Origin of the sequence: Methylococcus capsulatus (genome assembly GCF_036864975.1) — a bacterium.
Taxonomy (GTDB): domain Bacteria; phylum Pseudomonadota; class Gammaproteobacteria; order Methylococcales; family Methylococcaceae; genus Methylococcus.
In genome coordinates, this window is the sequence record NZ_CP104311.1 from 3,077,394 (window position 1) to 3,094,425 (window position 17,032).

A 17,032-nucleotide genomic window follows, 5' to 3' on the forward strand; every position below is an offset into this window, starting at 1 on the left:
GCGGCGGCGTCAAGCGGCACCGGGTTCTGGTATAGTGCCGCCAAGCTGCACCATCTACATACTGATACTGCTCCGGATGCGTCCTGTCGAACTGCTCTCCCCTGCCGGTACCCTGAAAAACCTGCGTTATGCCTTCGCCTACGGCGCCGATGCCATCTACGCCGGCCAGCCACGGTACTCGCTGCGGGTCCGCAACAACGACTTCCAGCAGAAAAACCTGGCATTGGGCATCGCCGAGGCCCATCGCCTCGGCAAAAGGTTCTATCTCGCCGCCAACGTGCTGCCCCACAACGCGAAGATCAAAACTTTCATCAAGGACATGGCGCCTGTGGTCGCGATGGGGCCGGATGCGCTGATCATGGCCGATCCCGGCCTCATCCTGCTGGCACGCGAAACCTGGCCGGAAATGCCGATCCATTTGTCGGTGCAGGCCAACACCGTGAATTTCGCGGCGGTGAAATTCTGGCAATCCGTCGGCATCGCCCGGATCATCCTCTCCCGCGAGCTTTCGCTCGATGAGATCGCCGAAATCCGCCAGCAGTGCCCCGACATGGAACTCGAGGTCTTCGTCCACGGCGCGCTGTGCATCGCCTACTCCGGCCGCTGCCTCCTGTCCGGCTATTTCAATCACCGCGATCCCAACCAGGGCACCTGCACCAACGCCTGCCGCTGGAAATACGACGTCGCCCCGGCACACGAGAACGCCGAAGGCGATTATGTTCCAGGAGCGTTACGGCTGAACCTCGCGGAGTTGAACGGCAGCCTGGCGGACTGCGGCGCCGCGGAGCGCCACCCGCTGGCCGACGAGGTGTATTTTCTGGAAGAGGAAAACCGCCCGGGCGAACTGATGCCGGTGATGGAGGACGAGCACGGCACCTACATCATGAATTCCAAGGACCTACGAGCAGTCGAGCACGTGCAGCGGCTGGTGGATATCGGCGTCGACAGCCTGAAGATCGAGGGCCGCACCAAATCCCATTACTATGTGGCTCGTACCGCCCAAGTCTATCGCCGGGCCATCGACGATGCGCTCGCCGGGCGGGAATTCGACTGGAACCTGCTCGGTGTGCTGGAAAATCTGGCTCAGCGCGGCTACACGGACGGATTCTACCAGCGCCACCATACCCAGGATTACCAAAACTATCTGCGGGGGTGCTCCGAAAGCCACCGCCAGCAATTCGTCGCCGAAGTCACCGCCTTCGCTGGCGGCATGGCCGCCGTCGCCGTCAAAAACAAATTCGGCGTGGGCGACCGGCTGGAGCTGATCCGGCCCGAAGGCAACCTCGACTTCATCCTGGCCGGCATGGAGGATACCCAGGGCAACGCCTTGCAGGAAGCCCCCGGTAGCGGATGGCAGGTCAGGATCCCGCTGCCCGCACCCTGCGGCGATACCGCCTTGCTGTCACGCTACCTCTGATGTCACCACCGGAGTTTCCGACCATGGAGTTCACTACCGCCGACCTCTGCGACCGGTTTCACGGCACTCATCCGCTCCAGATCGCCGAGCCGCTGTTCCGCACCTTCGGGGCAGTGTCGCGGTTTCACGGCCGGATCACGACCCTCAAAGTATTCGAAGACAACGTCCTGATCCGGGAAACTGTGGCACAGAAGGCAGATGGCCGTGTCCTGGTCATCGATGGCGGCGCTTCCCATCGCTGCGCGCTGCTGGGCGGAAACCTGGCGCGGCTCGCCGCCGACAACGGCTGGCAGGGTATCATCGTGTACGGCTGTGTGCGGGACTCCGTGGAACTCGGGACGGTCCCTATCGGCATCCGCGCGCTTCATACCCACCCCCTCAAGAGCCACCAACGGGGCGGCGGCGACAAGGACTGTTTGATCACCTTCGCCAGCGTAAACTTCCGTAGCGACCATTATCTCTATGCGGACGAAGACGGCATCGTCGTAGCCGAGGAGAAACTGATCTGATGGGAAACCGCCTGACCCGAATCTATACCCGGACCGGCGACGACGGCACCACTGCCCTCGGCGACGGAAGTCGCATCGACAAGGACAGCCTGCGCATCGAGGCCTGTGGTACCGTCGACGAACTCAACAGCATGATCGGACTGGTACTGACCCAGGCCACATCGGAGGAATTGCGCGCCTGTCTGGTCGAGGTTCAGCAGACCCTTTTCGATCTGGGCGGTGAACTGAGCCTGCCCGCCCAGACCTTGATTCAGCGTCCGCAGACCGAATGGCTGGAACTCTGGCTGAATCATTTCAATGGACAGTTGCCACCGCTCAAGGACTTCGTGCTGCCCGGCGGCAGCCTGCCGGCGGCCTATTGCCACGTCGCCCGGACGGTCTGCCGGCGGGCGGAACGGCGCCTGGTGACACTGGCGCGCACCGAAGCCGTCAACCCGGAATCGCTGGCCTATCTGAACCGGCTGTCGGACTTCCTGTTCGTGATCGGCCGGATGCTGGCCCGCATGGGCGGCCATCACGAACCGATCTGGCAACGCGACCGCGAACCGCCCTTGCCCCGCGTTGATTCCGCCGTACCGCCATGCCACAATGCCCCACCTCTTAGGTAAGAAATTAGCCTCGTAACAGACCCATGGAAATCATTCTCGCCAATCCTCGCGGCTTCTGCGCTGGTGTCGACCGCGCGATCGAGATCGTCGACCGCGCCATTGAAGTTTTCGGCGCGCCGATCTATGTGCGCCATGAAGTCGTTCACAACCGCTACGTGGTCGACGGCCTCCGGGATCGCGGCGCGGTGTTCGTCGAGGAGCTGTCGGAAGTGCCGGAAAATTCGACAGTGATCTTCAGCGCCCACGGGGTCTCCAAACAGATTCAGGAAGAAGCCAAGGAACGCGGCCTACAGGTCTTCGACGCCACCTGTCCGCTGGTCACCAAGGTTCATATCGAAGTACACCAGCATGCCAGCGAAGGCCGCGAAATCGTCTTCATCGGCCATGCCGGGCACCCGGAAGTGGAAGGCACGATGGGGCAGTACGACAACCCGGCTGGGGGCATCTATCTGGTGGAATCGCCGGAAGACGTCGAAAAGCTTCAAGTAAAGAATCCGGACAATCTCGCCTACGTCACCCAAACCACGCTTTCCATCGACGACACCGCCGCCGTGGTGGAAGCACTGAAAACGCGTTTTCCCAAGATACTGGGGCCGCGTAAAGACGACATCTGCTATGCGACCCAAAACCGCCAGGATGCCGTCAAGAAACTGGCAGCCCAATGCGACACCATCCTGGTGGTAGGATCGCCCAACAGTTCCAACTCGAACCGCCTGCGCGAAATTGCCGACAAGCTTGGTCGCAAAGCCTTCCTGATCGATAATGCCGCCCAGCTGACCCGCGACATGGTCGCCGGTGCCGAACGCATCGGCGTCACCGCCGGTGCCTCGGCCCCCGAGATCCTGGTGCAGCAGGTCATCGCCCAGCTCAAGGAATGGGGCGGGCATACCGCCACCGAAACCCAGGGCATCGAGGAAAAAGTCGTGTTTTCCCTGCCCAAGGAACTACGCCGGCTCAGCGCCTGAACCGGTAGATTTCGACGTTTAACCAAGCAAGGAGTGACCATGGCCCTCACCCCCATGGATCTGGTGGCCGCCGCCAAGCAGCGGATTCGTGAAATCGGCCCCGCCGAGGTTCGGGCAATGCCCGGCGATACCTTGATACTCGACGTCCGTGAGCCGGAAGAGTACGCGGCCGGCCACCTGCCCGGCGCCATCAACATCCCGCGTGGTGTGGTGGAGTTCCGCATCGAAACCCATCCCGCATTTCAGGGGAGAAAGGACGCAGCCATAGTGGTCTACTGCCAGAGTGGCCTCCGTTCGGCCCTGACCACCGATATCCTGCAGCAGCTCGGCTGGAGCGGTACCGTCAGCATGGCGGGCGGCTTCAAGGCCTGGAGCGAGGGCGGCCTGCCGGTTGCGAACTGACTGCCATGGCGGGTCCGGGTGCACCTCCCTCCTCTGCTGAAGCGGCCGGAGAAAAGGTCCGGCTGGACAAATGGCTCTGGGCGGCCCGTTTCTTCAAGACCCGGCAGCTCGCCATCGAGGCCATCCATGGCGGCAAGGTCCATCTGAACGGCCAGCGCGCCAAGCCCGGCAAGGAAATAGGCATCGGTGCCCGGCTGGAGATCACCCGGGAGCGGGAAGTCTGGGAGGTCGTCGTCGAAACTTTGAACACCCAACGCCGGCCCGCCAAGGAAGCGGTCTTGCTCTATCGCGAAACCCCGGAGAGTCAGGCACGACGCGAAGCAGAAGCCGCCCGCAGACGAGATGAGCGGCAATTCGCCGACGAACCCGCACACCGCCCATCCAAGAAAGACCGCCGCCTGATCCACCGTTTCAAGCAATCCCTGGATTGAAAGCCGGCGTGAATCAGCGTTCATTTCCGGATACCCGGCCGGAATTCGTCTACACGGTATCGCGCCTCAACCGCGAAGCCCGCATTACGCTGTCCAGCCATTTCGGCACGATCTGGGTGGAGGGCGAGATTTCCAACCTGGCCACGCCGGCCTCGGGCCATCTTTATTTCACCCTGAAGGACGCCGAGGCCCAGGTCCGCTGCGCCATGTTCCGCAGCTCGGGACGCGTGCTCGGCTTCAAGCCGGCCAACGGCGATCATGTCCTGGCCCGCGTCCAGGTGGGGCTGTACGAACCCCGCGGCGACTACCAGTTGATCGTGGATCTGCTGGAACAAGCTGGCGACGGGGCGCTCCAGCGCGCCTTCGAGTTGCTGAAAAAACGCCTGGATGCCGAAGGGCTGTTCGATCCTGCTCGCAAGAAACCCATCCCCCGCTTCCCCACCTGCATCGGTGTGGTCACATCGCCCACCGGTGCTGCGATCCGCGACATCCTAACCGTGCTGGCACGGCGCTACCCGGCGGCTTCCGTGATCGTTTTTCCCGCCAAGGTCCAGGGCAGCGAAGCGCCGGCGGAACTCATCCGCGCCTTGCAGCAGGCCGATGCGAGCGGCTGGTGCGACGTCTTGCTTTTGGCGCGCGGCGGCGGTTCGCTGGAAGATCTCTGGGCCTTCAACGACGAAAGCCTGGCGCGCGCCATCGCCGCCTGCCGGACGCCGGTGGTCACCGGCATCGGCCACGAGGTGGATTTCACCATTGCCGACTTCGCCGCCGACCTGCGGGCGCCGACACCCTCCGCCGCCGCCGAAACGGTGACACCCGACCGGATCGACCTCGGCAATCGCCTGCAGCGTCTCGAATCTCAACTCCGACGGAACTTCCTGGGACGACTGGAGCGAGTCCAACAGCGGCTGGACTTCGTCGAGCGACGGCTGCAGCAGTGCCATCCCAGGCAAAGGCTGGAACGCCAGACCCAGCGCCTGGTGGAGCTGCGACACCGGCTGGGGCGAAACACCGCCATCCGTTTGAATCTTCAGCGTCAGCGGCTGCAAGGCCTGGAGCTGAGGCTGGTCCGCCACGATCCCGCCCAGCGGGTGATGCACCTTGCCGGGAAGCTCGATACGCTCGAATCCCGCCTGCGGCACTCGGCATTACTCAGCTTGGAACGCCGAAGCGAATGGCTCGCGGCCCTAGGCCAGCGGCTGAATACCGTCAGCCCGCTCGCCACGCTGGCCCGCGGCTATTCGATCGCCCTGCGCGCCGCGGACGGCGCCATCGTCCGAGCCTGGCAGGACATCCAGCCGGGGGAGATGCTCTATACCCGCCTGGCCGAGGGTTCGCTCCTTAGTCGCGTGGAAAAGGCCGAACCTGGCGATCCGGGGGCTTTTCCCGCACAATCGCCGCGAGGCCCCTGAGGCCCTCATCAACCAACCGCCAATCGGAAGGAGCAAAACCATGGTAAGAAAATTCGCGACGAGCGTGCTCGCCGCTGGGGTACTGAGCGGATGCGTGATGCAAAGCACTTACGACCGTGATGTAGGCTACGAAAGGCAGCTCAACGAACAGTTGCGCACGGAGGTGGACGCCGACGAGGTCAAGATTCAGCAGTTGCGGGACCGCCTCCGGGTCACCATGGAGGATGAATTGCTCTTCCCCGAAGGCGGATACCAGATAAGTAAAGAAGGCAAGGCATCCATCGACAAGATCGTTCCAACCCTGCAGAGCGCCACCAATCACCGCATCGAAGTCGAAGGCCATACCGACAATGTGCCGATCGGCAAACATCTGGCCCACCGTTTCTCCAGCAATTGGGAGCTGTCCGCCGGCCGCGCCTGCGAAGTGGTCAAATATCTGCAGTCCAAGGGCATCGACCCAACCCGCATGAGCGCCGCAGGACACGGCGAATATCAGCCGGTGGCGTCGAACGCGACTGCCGAAGGCAAGGCCCAGAACCGCCGCATCGACATCGATCTCGTGCCGATCTATACGGAATAAGCCGGCGCTCCGCCCCTGGCCTGTCGACCCGTCTCGACAGGCCAGGGCTCGCCTCATAAAATTACGCCCTTTTTGAATTCCGGAAACCGTGACGGCTCCGGAAGTTCCTTACCCAACAGCCTGGATTTCAGCGCCATGCCTCAGAACGCCAAAGCTCTCATCGAAAATTATTACGCCGCCTTCAACGCAGGTGATATGGAGACCTTTTTGAACCTCCTCACCGACGACGTGATCCACGACATCAATCAGGGCCCCCGCGAGATCGGCAAGGACGCTTTCCGCGCCTTCATGGACCGGATGAACCGCAATTACAAGGAACAGCTCGTCGACATGACCATCATGACCAACGAGGACGGCACCCGCGCGGCCGCCGAATTCGTGGTCCTCGGCGAATACCGGGTGACCGACGAAGGTCTGCCCCCCGCCAAGGGCCAGAAATATCGTCTGCCGGCCGGAGCATTCTTCGAGATCCGCGACGGCAAGGTTGCCCGTATCACCAATTATTACAATCTTCAGGACTGGATCGACCATGTCGAAAAGGCTTAGGTGCTATGAGCGAGGCGATCAGCGTCAAGATCATGTCGGGACCCGAAATCGGGAAATACATCCCGGATCTGGCCCGGCTGCGCATCGAAGTATTCCGCGATTTCCCCTACCTGTACGACGGCACCACCGAATACGAGGAACGCTATCTGCAGACTTATGTGAACTCGCCGGAGAGCGTGGTGGTGCTGGCCCTGGATGGCGAACGCGTCATCGGGGCCTCCACGGGGCTGCCGATGGAGGACGAAACGCCGGAATTCAAACAGCCCTTCCTCGAGCACGGCTACGATCCTGCAGGGATCTTTTACTGCGCGGAATCGGTGCTCTTGAAGGAATACCGCGGCCGCGGCATCTATAAGCGGTTCTTCGAAGGCCGCGAAGGCCATGCCCGCCGCCTGGGGCGGTTCGATTATTGCAGCTTTTGCTGCGTGCAAAGACCGGACGCTCATCCCTTGCGTCCCGCCGACTATGTACCGCTCGATGCCATCTGGACACGGTTCGGCTACGTCAAGCACCCCGAACTCGTCACCAGCTATGCCTGGAAGGATGTCGACCAGATCGAGGAGACAGAGAAGCCCATGGTGTTCTGGCTCAAGCCGCTGAAGGAATCCTCCCCATGAAGCCGTTGTTTCTCGCCGCCGCCCAATACGACATCGGGTTCCTGGGCGACTGGGCGACCTACCAGGAAAAGGCCGGACGCTGGGTGGCAGAGGCGGCCGGCAACGGCGCCCGAATGCTGGTATTCCCGGAATACTTCAGCATGGAGCTGGCGTCGCTGTTCCCGGAAGCAGTGTACCGCAGCCTGTCGGGCCAGTTGGCGGAAATGCAGTCGGTTCTGCCGGATTTCATGATGCTCTATGCCGATCTGGCGGAGCAGCATGGCATCTACATCCTGGCTGGCACCTTCCCGGTACGCCAGCCGGACGGCAGCTACCGCAACCGCGCCTTCCTGTTCCGTCCGGACGGTACGCCGGAATTCCAGGACAAACTGCAGATGACCCGGTTCGAGAACGAACAGTGGCTGATCTCACCGGGCAAGGAAATCCGCACCTTCGACACCGAATTCGGCCGGATCGGCATCAACATCTGCTATGACAGCGAATTCCCCTTGATCGCCCGCAGGCAGGTGGAGATGGGCGCAAACCTCATCCTGGTACCGAGCTGCACCGATACCCCGGCCGGTTATCACCGGGTGCGGATCGGCTGCCAGGCGCGGGCACTGGAAAACCAATGCTACGTCGTACAGTCGCCAACCGTGGGATCGGCCCCCTGGTCCGAGGCCGTGGACGTCAACGTCGGCGCGGCGGCCATCTATACGCCGGTGGATTACGGCTATCCCGACGACGGCATCCTGGCGATCGGTGAACTGAACCGGCCGCAATGGGTCTACGCCGAAATCGACCTCAGCTCCGTCGCCCGCGTGCGCGAAACCGGCCAGGTCTTCAATTACCGCGACTGGCCGGCCCAGTTCAAGCTGGTCGGATAGGCGAACATCAAAGGATCATCGCGAGACCGGCCAATACCGCCACGCCGCCACCCAGGTATGCGGTCTTCCTGAGCCAGCCCAGGCCGCGCCACCACACGCGAACGGCTTCGCGGCTGCTCTTGTACCAGACTTTTGCTGCCTCGATTTTCCGGGCAACTTTCGGCGCCAGTTTCCGGATGCTCAGGATCAGTACGACGACGAAAGTGATCATGCTGGTCCAGGCTGCTTTGTGCTGGGCATCCAGATGATCGAGCTCGAACGCCTTCGAATAGAAACTGGTTAGGACCTGCTGGGACAGCTCGAGCAGCAGATCGGCGAATTCGATGAGACCCTCGAGCATCAGTTCACCGGCAAAAGCAACCGATATCAGAAGAATGGCGGGAAGTCCGTAACGGATCAATTTTCTCTTGTCGATCGTCATGTTTGTTGTTCGTGTCGAGTCCTGTCGTCGAAAACGCGCTGTAGCCGCCGGATCGGCCCGATTGCAAAACCCGCGGAAATATAGTGTTAATTCGCAAGGGATTCAATCCGCGGCCAGCGAGGATTCGTGTCGCCCATGTTGAACCTGCGGATACTTTCTTCGAAACCCCGGACCCTGCGGGGGCTGTTGGCCATGCTGTCCGCCTCGCTGCTGTTTTCCTTGATGAGCGTCTCGGTTTACGCGCTCGGCGTCAGGCATCCCGAGCTGCCGACGATGACTGTGAGTTTTTTCCGGATCATCATTAACCTCGCCATTCTCTTACTTCCCGCACTGATCCGCTCACGGGTGCCTTCCCTGCTCGGCGACATGCGCCCGTCCCTGTGGCTGCGCGGCCTGTTCGGCTCGTTGGCGCTGATCCTGTCCTTCATCTCGATCCAGCGAATCGGCCCGGGAGAAGCGTCGTTTCTCGGCGCCAGCAGCGGCGTATTCGTGGCTTTGCTCGGCCCGAAAGTACTGGCCCAGAGGAACAGCGGCCGAATCTGGGCCGCGCTGGCCGGCTCCTTGGCCGGACTGTACCTGCTGCTGATGCCACGCGCGGATGTTTCCGACGAACTGGGCAGACTGATGGCCTTGAGCTCGGGACTGCTCAGCGCGCTCGCCTATCTGATGGTCGCCCGCGCCGGCCGCAGCAATCCACCCGGCACCGTTGTGTTCTATTTCTGCGCTGTGGCCATTCCAATGCACCTGGCCTGGTTCGGAGTGAGGGGATTCAAGCTACCGCAGGAAGGGGACGCATGGGCATTGCTCCTCCTTTGCGGTCTGGCCGCGAGCGGTGCACAGGTCCTGATGACACGAGCGTACCAGGAATCCCCTGCGGCTCTGGTAAGCGCAGTGAGCTACGCCACCCCCGTATTCAATCTGGCCTTCGGCTGGCTATTGTTTGCCAAGGTTCCGGTCGGGACGGCACTCGCCGGCTGTGCCATGATCTTGTTTTGCGGCGTACTGTTGCCGTTTCTGAGCAACCACTGCTCCCAACCATCCCTTCCGAGCGGTGGAAGGCGCAAGCACATGGACAAAGAATCACGACCGCGACGATGGATATGAATCAGGTTCTCCCCGAAGGCAGGTACCCCAAAAACCTCCGGGGGTCGTGTCATTCGGGTCGCCCACCCGAAGGGCTTGCTGCAGAAAGGCCACCCGGCTGCCGCGACTCCGCCGGGCACGACGGGTTTTGTCGGGGAGCCTGGTCTACGGGTTGGGCAGATGGGCGAGGAACCATTCCAGCAGCCGGATCATTCCCACCACCGCACCGACGGAACCGACCACCCAGAGGGTCTGGCGATGGATGGCCTGCGTCAGACGCACTTCCACCTCCTTGATTTCCTTTTGCAGCCTGGCCTCCACCTCGCGGATTTCCAGGCGGGTTTTTTCGATCTCCAGACGAAGCGTCGCCTCAATTTCCTTGATCTGCTTTTGCAGCCTGGCGTCGATCTCTTTCATGTCCAGCCGGATCGACTCGATCTCCGTCCGCAATCCGGCTTCGACTTCCTTGATTTCCTTCTGCAGTCTCGCTTCGACTTCCTTGATCTCCTTCTGCAGCCGCAATTCGGTCTCGCGCACCTGGCCGGCGGTCGCCACGTCCTTCAACTGGGGATAGCGGTCCTCCAGATGCTCGAAGGCTTCCGCGATCAGTTTGGCGCGCGTCTTGTCCTCGCCCGCCTCGGTCAGTTGTTCGTACAGTCGTAACGCTACGCTCATGGTCGTCCCGGAAACGCCTTGCGTCGCAGTTTAGCATGGGCCCGCTGACCCGCCGAACGGCCCCAGCGCCCGGACGAGGCTCGCCGGTCCGTTACGGGGGAAGGGGAGGAAAACGAAATTCCCGTCCGAGATGGCCGGCGGGCGTTTCGTCAGAGAGCCGCCCTTACGAACCGAGCGTAAGGACAGCAAGACAACGTCATTCAAAGAAAAACCGCCCGGCGGTCGCGAAAGCCTCTGCGGCCTACGGCACTTCGCGACATCCTGACGTCGGCGACCGAAGCGTAGTGGATGAAATCACCAGGACTCGGCGCCGCCGTGTTCGTGGTGGTGTGCGGCATCCTCGGATTGGAGATTTTTCACGCCCACGCCGTGCTGGTAGACCATCAATCCACCCAGGTCGGCACCGAAGAACATCGCCGTCACCATGATGCCCGCCAGAAACAGGTGAAACACGTTGGCCATACCGGAGAAGCGGTATCGGGCGATCAACCTCCAGAGGGAAAGACCGAGGGCGAGACTGGTGACCGTGAGACCCAGCCGTTCGTGCCATTCCAGGATCTCGTGCACCGCTTCGCCGTGTGGAACGAAGCTCGCAGCGTACAGTCCCGCCGCAGCCGCCGATGCGGCTCCCAATGTTCCCAAGTACAGCATCCAGCTCGCGACCATTCGCAGTTCCCGTTTGCCCATGGCCACGGCAATCAGGTCGAGCAGAAAAAACGCGTTCAAGAAAGCAATCGGGAAATGCACCAGGAGGGGATGGATGTTGGGAGCGAGGGCTACAAGCCCCGGCAGGAATTCGAACGGACTGCCGCCATCGAAAAACCGGGTCGTCGAATCGAGCAAGCTGTCCAGCAACCCGACCCAACCCGCGCTCCCCCCATCGCCCGCGCCGTGTACCGCGGGGATGAGAGATCCGCTGCCGTCCAAAACCGGCCAGCCGCCCAAAAATGCCATGATGCACTCCGCGTCTTATCCAGACGCAGCATCCTAAAGGATCAGAGCTGGACTTGCCATCCCCGTGTCGGCCAAGTCATCCAAGACTGCCGGCAACGCTCAGCGTGAGCGGGCAAGACGCAGTTTTTCTCCGCTCCTGCCCGCAGCGGCGATGGCAGGACGGGTAGTCCTGGCTTTGGCGGCCTGACGGGGACTTGCGGCCAAATGGGTATGGCCTGCCTTGCCATGCAGGGGTTTGGAGAACCGGACATAAGGAGTCTGGCCCGCCTTCAGTGGTTTGGCCGGTGCCTTGTGCGACCTCAGGCGAGGAAGCGGTACGGGCGGATCGCCCGCTACTCTGAAGGGACTGGGCGCGTGATCCAGCGGACTTTCGTAATTCACTCCTTCGGGAAAGAATCGGTCCGGATCGCTGGCGATCTCCACCGCGGCCAGAAACTCCGCATAGTAGTTGCGGGAAGCAAAGCCAAACAGCGGATGGTCGTAATCCTGGACGATGCGTTCGAAGTTGTGTCCGTAGGTGCTCTTCGCTTTCTGCATGCCGCCGATGCCGTGATTATAGGAAGTCACGGCCAGCGGCCAGCTTCCCAACTTACCGTAGGCGTGACTGAGATAGCGTGCTGCACCGTGGGCGGAGGCGATGGGGTCCAGACGCGCGGCAACGCTGTCCTGGCCGTTCATGAAGATTTTGGCGGCTCCGGCAGTGAACTGCCAAATGCCGACCGCACCTGCGGAAGACCTCGCATTGGCTTGGAAGGAAGACTCCACGTGGGGCAGAAACGCCAATTCCTCCGGCAAACCGGCATTGCGGAAAATGCGGCGGAAATGCTCGTCATAACGCCCGCTGATTTCCAACCCACGCTTGAACCGCTCCCGCAATCCACGCTGATAGCGAAGACGCTCGGCAGCACCTCGTATAGCCGTCCGGACGTCGGCCTGCTCGGCGATCCGCCGGGCCAGCTGCTGGTCGGCGGCGTCCAGCGGCACCCGTGATGCCAGCTTGTCCTCCAGGGTTCGCAAGCGGTATTTCCAGTAATCGAACCGCTCCTGCAGCCGGACTTTCTGGCTGGGCGTGAAACCGCCGCCGGCCTCCCCAGGCAGGTCGACGACCTCATAGACCAGGCCGAGGTAGCGGTCATCGTGCAGCGCGACCTGGGATCGACTCCATTCTGCATAGACTTTGCGCCAGAAGGCGACCTGAGGTTCGAGCGTGGGGTAGCGGGGAAACACCCCCAGATAACGGGTCATGTACTCCGCCCGTGGCCGGCTCCTCGGCATGAAATCAAAATCCCGGGGCGAGGCCGATCCGGTGGAAGGGACTGCCTGAACCGGTGAATCCTTTTTAGGCGCCACGGTGCGCGAAGAACACGCGACGAGCAGCAACACCGGAGCGATGCACACCAACCCTCGAGCAAATGGCTTGAACATAAGCGTATCCCCCTTGACATGCGCCGGCGCCCTCCCTTTTAGCTCAATACCTCAGCCGGCATGACGGAATCGTCGTCGGGCGTCGGTGACGCTATGGTATTGTAGTCCGTTGCCGGGAGACGACAACCATAGCGGCAATGGCTCGCCGGCCGCCTTTATTTCCTACTGCGATTTGGGCATCAATGGTAAAGATGCGCCGATTTCCACATCTTCTGCCCCCTGCAGAACGTTTTCCACCTGGAGAAAGCGCGCACCGATTTTTTTCGAAAGAGCTTTCGCCAGCTTACCGTAATACTTTTCCAGTAAAGCCGTGCGCGATTTACGGAATTCCAGGGCTGCCCTGACCAGCTCGTCGGCCTTGGTTTCGCTGATGGTGTCGAAATTGGCCGCGTAGTCGTTGATCAAGGCGTAGCGGGCGTCATTCAATTTCATCAGATCTGCTTCATATTGATGGTAGATCGACCAGAATTTCTTGCTATGGACCTCGTCCAAGTCCATCGCATCGGCAAGGAATTCGCGTTTTTCCATGCGGATGGTGGCACGAAACAGCGCCAGCTCGTCCTGTTCGACAGGTTTCATCACTGGCAGAGGTTGTTTCACGGCATGGACATCGATGCCGGCAAGCAGCAGGGAAACCGCCATTGCGGCCGCAGGGAAGGTCTTTGTCATGGAAAGGGGCCGCTCCAGACATCATGAGGTTTCACCATATCATAGGCCAGCCGCTGTCCAAATGCACCGGGTTATCTGCGTCAAACGGTGAGCATTACCCGATAGTTCCCGCCGATCACCAGATACTCGGCCTCCCCGCGCAAAGGATGGCGCGGCAGCAGATCGTTGAAGAACAGGAGTTTCACGACCGGCACTTCGGTTTCGAGGATATAGGCACCGAATTGCCCCGCCTGCGTCCGGTCAGCGGAGAAAGAAACGATGTTGTTGAGGCGCACGAGGATTTCCCGTCCGTTGCCGGCCCCCAGGGGACAGAACTCACCGAGACTGTCGACCCCGCGATAGAGCTTGACATGACGGCGCGCCGGCGTCTTGAACTTTGCGATCGCCCATTGGCAAAACTCGAAGAGCAGGTCGAGTTGCAGATAGATGCAGTTGTTGTGGAAGCGGCTCGCCATTTTCTCTTCGACATAGTCCATCCAGGCCGGGGTGCCAAAACCGGTCAGCGGCTGCTTATGGAAAGTGGGAAACAGACCGAAGCGGCTCTCGACCCAGCCCTTCAAGACCGCTCCTTGTGGATTGTTGGAATCGAAGCCCCAATCCTGCAGCAAGCGTAGGTAACTGCCCCGGACCCGCCACCGCCCCTGCCGGTCTTCGCCGAGACGCTGCTCCTCCTCGAAACCGAACACGACGCTCAGGTAATCCTGGAAAACATCGCCCGCCTCCTGGAGGTTCTCGCAGCGGCCCAGCCTGGCGAACAAACCGCTGTTGGCCTCACGAGTACCGTGGATACGCAAAGGCAAAGGATCCTGGTTGAAATCAGGGCTTGTGAGAAGACCCGTGGGAATGCCGACGAGATTGGTGCTATGCCCGGCGAGGGCAACGTTAGGGGAACGATGACTTTTAAAAGTGGAAAGCGAGCTGGCCATGGCACCTTAGGGTATCACCGGAAGGCGCGTCCGAGTGTTCCCTGGTGTCCGCCATAGGATCAAACTTCGCCGGGCGCCAACCGCGTTCCTCCCGGCTCCTCTTCGGCCCTGACCAGTGTCACGGGCGCCTTTCCATCCACCGTATCGGCATCGACGACGCATTGGCGCACGTCGGGCTGGGAAGGAATCTCGAACATCGGACGACGGAGGATGTGCTCGATGATGCTGCGCAGACCGCGCGCGCCAGTGTCGCGCTCGATGGTACGTGCGGCGATGCGGCGGATCGCAGTCTCGGTGAACACCAACTCGACGCCTTCGTAGGCGAACAGTTTCTGGTATTGCCGCACCAGGGCGTCGCGGGGCTCGGTGAGAATGCGGACGAAGGCCGCTTCGTCCAGCGGCTCCAGGGGCGCGATGACGGGGAAACGGCCGATGAACTCGGGGATCAGGCCGAAGCGCCGCAGGTCTTCGGGCTGGATTTCTGCCAGCAACTCCTCCAGAGGCGGCCTTTTGGCCTCCTGCATGGGCGCGTGGAAACCGATCTCGCCACGCGGGGGACCGATGCGCTTTTCCACGTGTTTTTCCAGCCCTGGGAAGGCGCCGCCCGCGATGAAGAGGATGTTGCGGGTGTCGATCGTGACCTCTTCCCCGCCTCCGCTCCCTTCCCGGCGCCGGCCGCGGGCCGCCACCTTGACCTGACTGCCCTCGACGAAGCGCAGCAGCGCCTGTTGTACGCCTTCGCCGGAAATGTCGCGGGTGTTGATCGCCATTTCCGGACTCTTCGCCAGCTTGTCGACTTCGTCGATGTAGACGATGCCCCACTCGGCCCGTTCGACGCTACTGTCGGCGGCCTCCAGCAGACGGACCAGGATGTTCTCGACATCGTCGCCGACATAACCGGCCTGGGTGAGTGTGGTCGCATCGGCCACGACGAAAGGCACGCCGACGATGCGCGCCAGGGTGCTGGCAAGCAAGGTCTTGCCGGTGCCGGTCGGCCCGATCATCAGAATGTTGGATTTGCCGACCTGGACCTCGGCTTCGTCCCCGGCCAGCCCGAGAATCTCCCGGCTCTCGTGGCGGAGGCGCTTGTAGTGATTGTAGACCGCAACGGAGAGGATTTCCTTGGACAGTTCCTGGCCGATCACATACTGGTCGAGGTGACGTTTGATGTCCTCCGGCTTGGGGACATTACCGTGCAGCTCTGCCATCGAGCGCTTGCGTCCCCAGTTGGTCACGACCTGTTCGGCCAGCCGTACACAGGCTTCGCAGATCTGGCCCTCGATGCCCGCGATGAGCGGGGTGTCCCGGCCTTGCTCGATGCCGCAAAAGGAACAGTGCTGGATCTTCGCCGGCGCGTCGCTGCTCATGCCGTCCTCCTCAAAGAGTTCGTGATTCAAGATTCGGCTTCCGCAGGCTCCCTGCATACCGCCTCGCCGTCGCACTGCCGGCATTGATGGGCTGCTTCGACACGCCACTTCACCAGTTGGTCTTCCAGGATCTCGATTCGGTCCAGCAGGCATTGCACCGCCTTGCCGACTGGGTCGGGAATCAGATGGTGGTCCAGATCGATGCCGTGCGGGGCCGCATTGCGCGAACTCTTGGGCTGGACGACCCTGCCAGGGATGCCGACGACCGTGCAATAGGCCGGCACGTCCTTGATGACGACCGAATTCGCGCCAACGCGAACCTGGTCGCCGAGGACAATGGGTCCCAGAATCTTGGCGCCTGCGCCGATCAGCACCCCGTTACCCAGAGTGGGATGACGCTTGACCTTGTTCCACGAGGTACCGCCGAGGGTGACACCGTGATACAGCGTCACGTCGTCGCCGATCTCGGCGGTCTCGCCGATCACCACGCCGGCGCCGTGGTCAATGAAGAAGCGCCGGCCGATGGTCGCGCCGGGGTGAATGTCGACGTTGGTCAGCCAGCGGGCAAACGCCGCCAGCAGCCGCGCGCTCAGCCGATGACCGGCGCGCCACAGGCGGTGGGCGATGCGGTGCAGCAGCACCGCGTGGACGCCGGGATAAGTCAGCATGACCTCCAGCCGGCTGCGCGCCGCCGGATCGCGCTCGAAGACGCAGCCGACGTCCTCGCGCAGGAGCTCTGCGAGGGACAGCTTAGCGGCTTCGTTCCCTACCACGGAACCACACTCCACGAGGTTCGCCCCGGAACCGGCGGCGCCGGAATGATGTAGAAAGGGTATTCCTCCTGGTCTTTCGGTGCTGTCTCCTGCTCCTTCGTAGGAACGCTGGGAATGACCGACTTGCAATCGTCCTGGTCGATGGATCCGTAACCGATCATGGAACACCTCTTTTTTTTTCCTGAGAACACATAAAAAACTCTCGTAGAGGCCTCAAGCAACCGATGTGCCATCATCACGAAGCATAGAGATCCCCATTGAATTCAATGCATTGCGCCCCGCACCTTGGTGCCGGCAGCGCACATCCCTGCGGTACCGGTCGGGGATTTGTAGGATTCATGACATGCGTTCCGGACGCGGTCCTCGGTCGACATTTCACCGATTCC

General features: G+C 61.6%; 20 protein-coding genes. 12 read left to right on the forward strand and 8 right to left on the reverse strand.

Annotated elements, in window-relative coordinates; translation table 11 throughout:
* Nucleotides 1-76: 76 nt before the first annotated feature.
* From yegQ to N4J17_RS14965, 11 genes are all read left to right on the forward strand, one after another.
* The gene (gene yegQ, locus N4J17_RS14915; protein WP_198322564.1) at nt 77-1,417 is read left to right on the forward strand and encodes a tRNA 5-hydroxyuridine modification protein YegQ; all 1,341 of its coding nucleotides are present in this window, start codon (nt 77-79) and stop codon (nt 1,415-1,417) included.
* A 23-nt stretch (nt 1,418-1,440) separates the two neighbouring features.
* Complete coding sequence (gene rraA / locus N4J17_RS14920) at nt 1,441-1,926, forward strand: ribonuclease E activity regulator RraA (RefSeq protein WP_198322563.1); 486 nt, start codon at nt 1,441-1,443, stop codon at nt 1,924-1,926.
* Complete coding sequence (locus N4J17_RS14925) at nt 1,926-2,534, forward strand: cob(I)yrinic acid a,c-diamide adenosyltransferase (protein WP_198322562.1); 609 nt, start codon at nt 1,926-1,928, stop codon at nt 2,532-2,534. Before rraA ends, N4J17_RS14925 begins: the two co-directional genes overlap by 1 nt.
* Before the next feature lie 23 nt (nt 2,535-2,557).
* Complete coding sequence (gene ispH, locus N4J17_RS14930) at nt 2,558-3,499, forward strand: 4-hydroxy-3-methylbut-2-enyl diphosphate reductase (protein ID WP_198322561.1); 942 nt, start codon at nt 2,558-2,560, stop codon at nt 3,497-3,499.
* A gap of 39 nt (nt 3,500-3,538) precedes the next feature.
* Nucleotides 3,539-3,901, forward strand: a complete 363-nt coding sequence (locus N4J17_RS14935) for a rhodanese-like domain-containing protein (protein ID WP_198322560.1) — start codon at nt 3,539-3,541, stop codon at nt 3,899-3,901.
* A 5-nt stretch (nt 3,902-3,906) separates the two neighbouring features.
* Complete coding sequence (locus N4J17_RS14940) at nt 3,907-4,332, forward strand: RNA-binding S4 domain-containing protein (RefSeq protein WP_198322559.1); 426 nt, start codon at nt 3,907-3,909, stop codon at nt 4,330-4,332.
* An 8-nt stretch (nt 4,333-4,340) separates the two neighbouring features.
* Entirely contained in the window at nt 4,341-5,744 is a 1,404-nt protein-coding gene (gene xseA, locus N4J17_RS14945; protein WP_198322558.1) for an exodeoxyribonuclease VII large subunit, read from the forward strand.
* A 40-nt stretch (nt 5,745-5,784) separates the two neighbouring features.
* Nucleotides 5,785-6,324: an OmpA/MotB family protein gene (locus N4J17_RS14950; RefSeq protein WP_198322557.1), complete on the forward strand. Its 540-nt coding sequence runs from the start codon at nt 5,785-5,787 to the stop codon at nt 6,322-6,324.
* Between the two features lie 135 nt (nt 6,325-6,459).
* Complete coding sequence (locus N4J17_RS14955) at nt 6,460-6,870, forward strand: ketosteroid isomerase-related protein (RefSeq protein WP_198322556.1); 411 nt, start codon at nt 6,460-6,462, stop codon at nt 6,868-6,870.
* Nucleotides 6,871-6,875: 5 nt separating this feature from the next.
* Nucleotides 6,876-7,487, forward strand: a complete 612-nt coding sequence (locus tag N4J17_RS14960) for a GNAT family N-acetyltransferase (RefSeq protein ID WP_198322555.1) — start codon at nt 6,876-6,878, stop codon at nt 7,485-7,487.
* Nucleotides 7,484-8,353: a carbon-nitrogen hydrolase family protein gene (locus N4J17_RS14965; protein WP_198322554.1), complete on the forward strand. Its 870-nt coding sequence runs from the start codon at nt 7,484-7,486 to the stop codon at nt 8,351-8,353. The genes N4J17_RS14960 and N4J17_RS14965 overlap by 4 nt, the downstream gene beginning before the upstream one ends.
* A 7-nt stretch (nt 8,354-8,360) precedes the next feature.
* Here the strand turns inward: N4J17_RS14965 and N4J17_RS14970 are convergent, their stop codons facing one another.
* Complete coding sequence (locus N4J17_RS14970; RefSeq protein WP_198322553.1) at nt 8,361-8,774, reverse strand: hypothetical protein; 414 nt, start codon at nt 8,772-8,774, stop codon at nt 8,361-8,363.
* A gap of 135 nt (nt 8,775-8,909) precedes the next feature.
* Here N4J17_RS14970 and N4J17_RS14975 point away from each other — a divergent pair, with 135 nt between their 5' ends.
* Nucleotides 8,910-9,878, forward strand: a complete 969-nt coding sequence (locus tag N4J17_RS14975; RefSeq protein WP_198322552.1) for a DMT family transporter — start codon at nt 8,910-8,912, stop codon at nt 9,876-9,878.
* Between the two features lie 144 nt (nt 9,879-10,022).
* Here N4J17_RS14975 and N4J17_RS14980 read toward each other — a convergent pair whose 3' ends face one another.
* From N4J17_RS14980 to cysE, 7 genes are all read right to left on the reverse strand, one after another.
* Nucleotides 10,023-10,532: a coiled-coil domain-containing protein gene (locus tag N4J17_RS14980; protein WP_198322551.1), complete on the reverse strand. Its 510-nt coding sequence runs from the start codon at nt 10,530-10,532 to the stop codon at nt 10,023-10,025.
* A gap of 294 nt (nt 10,533-10,826) precedes the next feature.
* Nucleotides 10,827-11,486 carry a DUF2231 domain-containing protein gene (locus tag N4J17_RS14985; RefSeq protein ID WP_198322550.1) on the reverse strand — a complete coding sequence of 220 codons (660 nt, stop codon included), beginning with the start codon at nt 11,484-11,486 and terminating at the stop codon, nt 10,827-10,829.
* Nucleotides 11,487-11,585: 99 nt separating this feature from the next.
* Nucleotides 11,586-12,731, reverse strand: coding sequence for a lytic transglycosylase domain-containing protein (locus tag N4J17_RS14990; protein WP_232470388.1), 1,146 nt, complete (start codon nt 12,729-12,731; stop codon nt 11,586-11,588).
* A 342-nt stretch (nt 12,732-13,073) separates the two neighbouring features.
* Nucleotides 13,074-13,553: a hypothetical protein gene (locus N4J17_RS14995; protein WP_232470387.1), complete on the reverse strand. Its 480-nt coding sequence runs from the start codon at nt 13,551-13,553 to the stop codon at nt 13,074-13,076.
* A gap of 107 nt (nt 13,554-13,660) precedes the next feature.
* Complete coding sequence (locus N4J17_RS15000) at nt 13,661-14,506, reverse strand: NAD(+)--dinitrogen-reductase ADP-D-ribosyltransferase (RefSeq protein ID WP_198322547.1); 846 nt, start codon at nt 14,504-14,506, stop codon at nt 13,661-13,663.
* A gap of 59 nt (nt 14,507-14,565) precedes the next feature.
* Complete coding sequence (gene clpX / locus N4J17_RS15005; RefSeq protein WP_198322546.1) at nt 14,566-15,873, reverse strand: ATP-dependent Clp protease ATP-binding subunit ClpX; 1,308 nt, start codon at nt 15,871-15,873, stop codon at nt 14,566-14,568.
* Nucleotides 15,874-15,899: 26 nt separating this feature from the next.
* Nucleotides 15,900-16,646 (reverse strand): serine O-acetyltransferase, encoded by a 747-nt coding sequence (cysE, locus tag N4J17_RS15010; RefSeq protein WP_198322545.1) that lies wholly within the window; start codon nt 16,644-16,646, stop codon nt 15,900-15,902.
* Nucleotides 16,647-17,032: the final 386 nt, after the last annotated feature.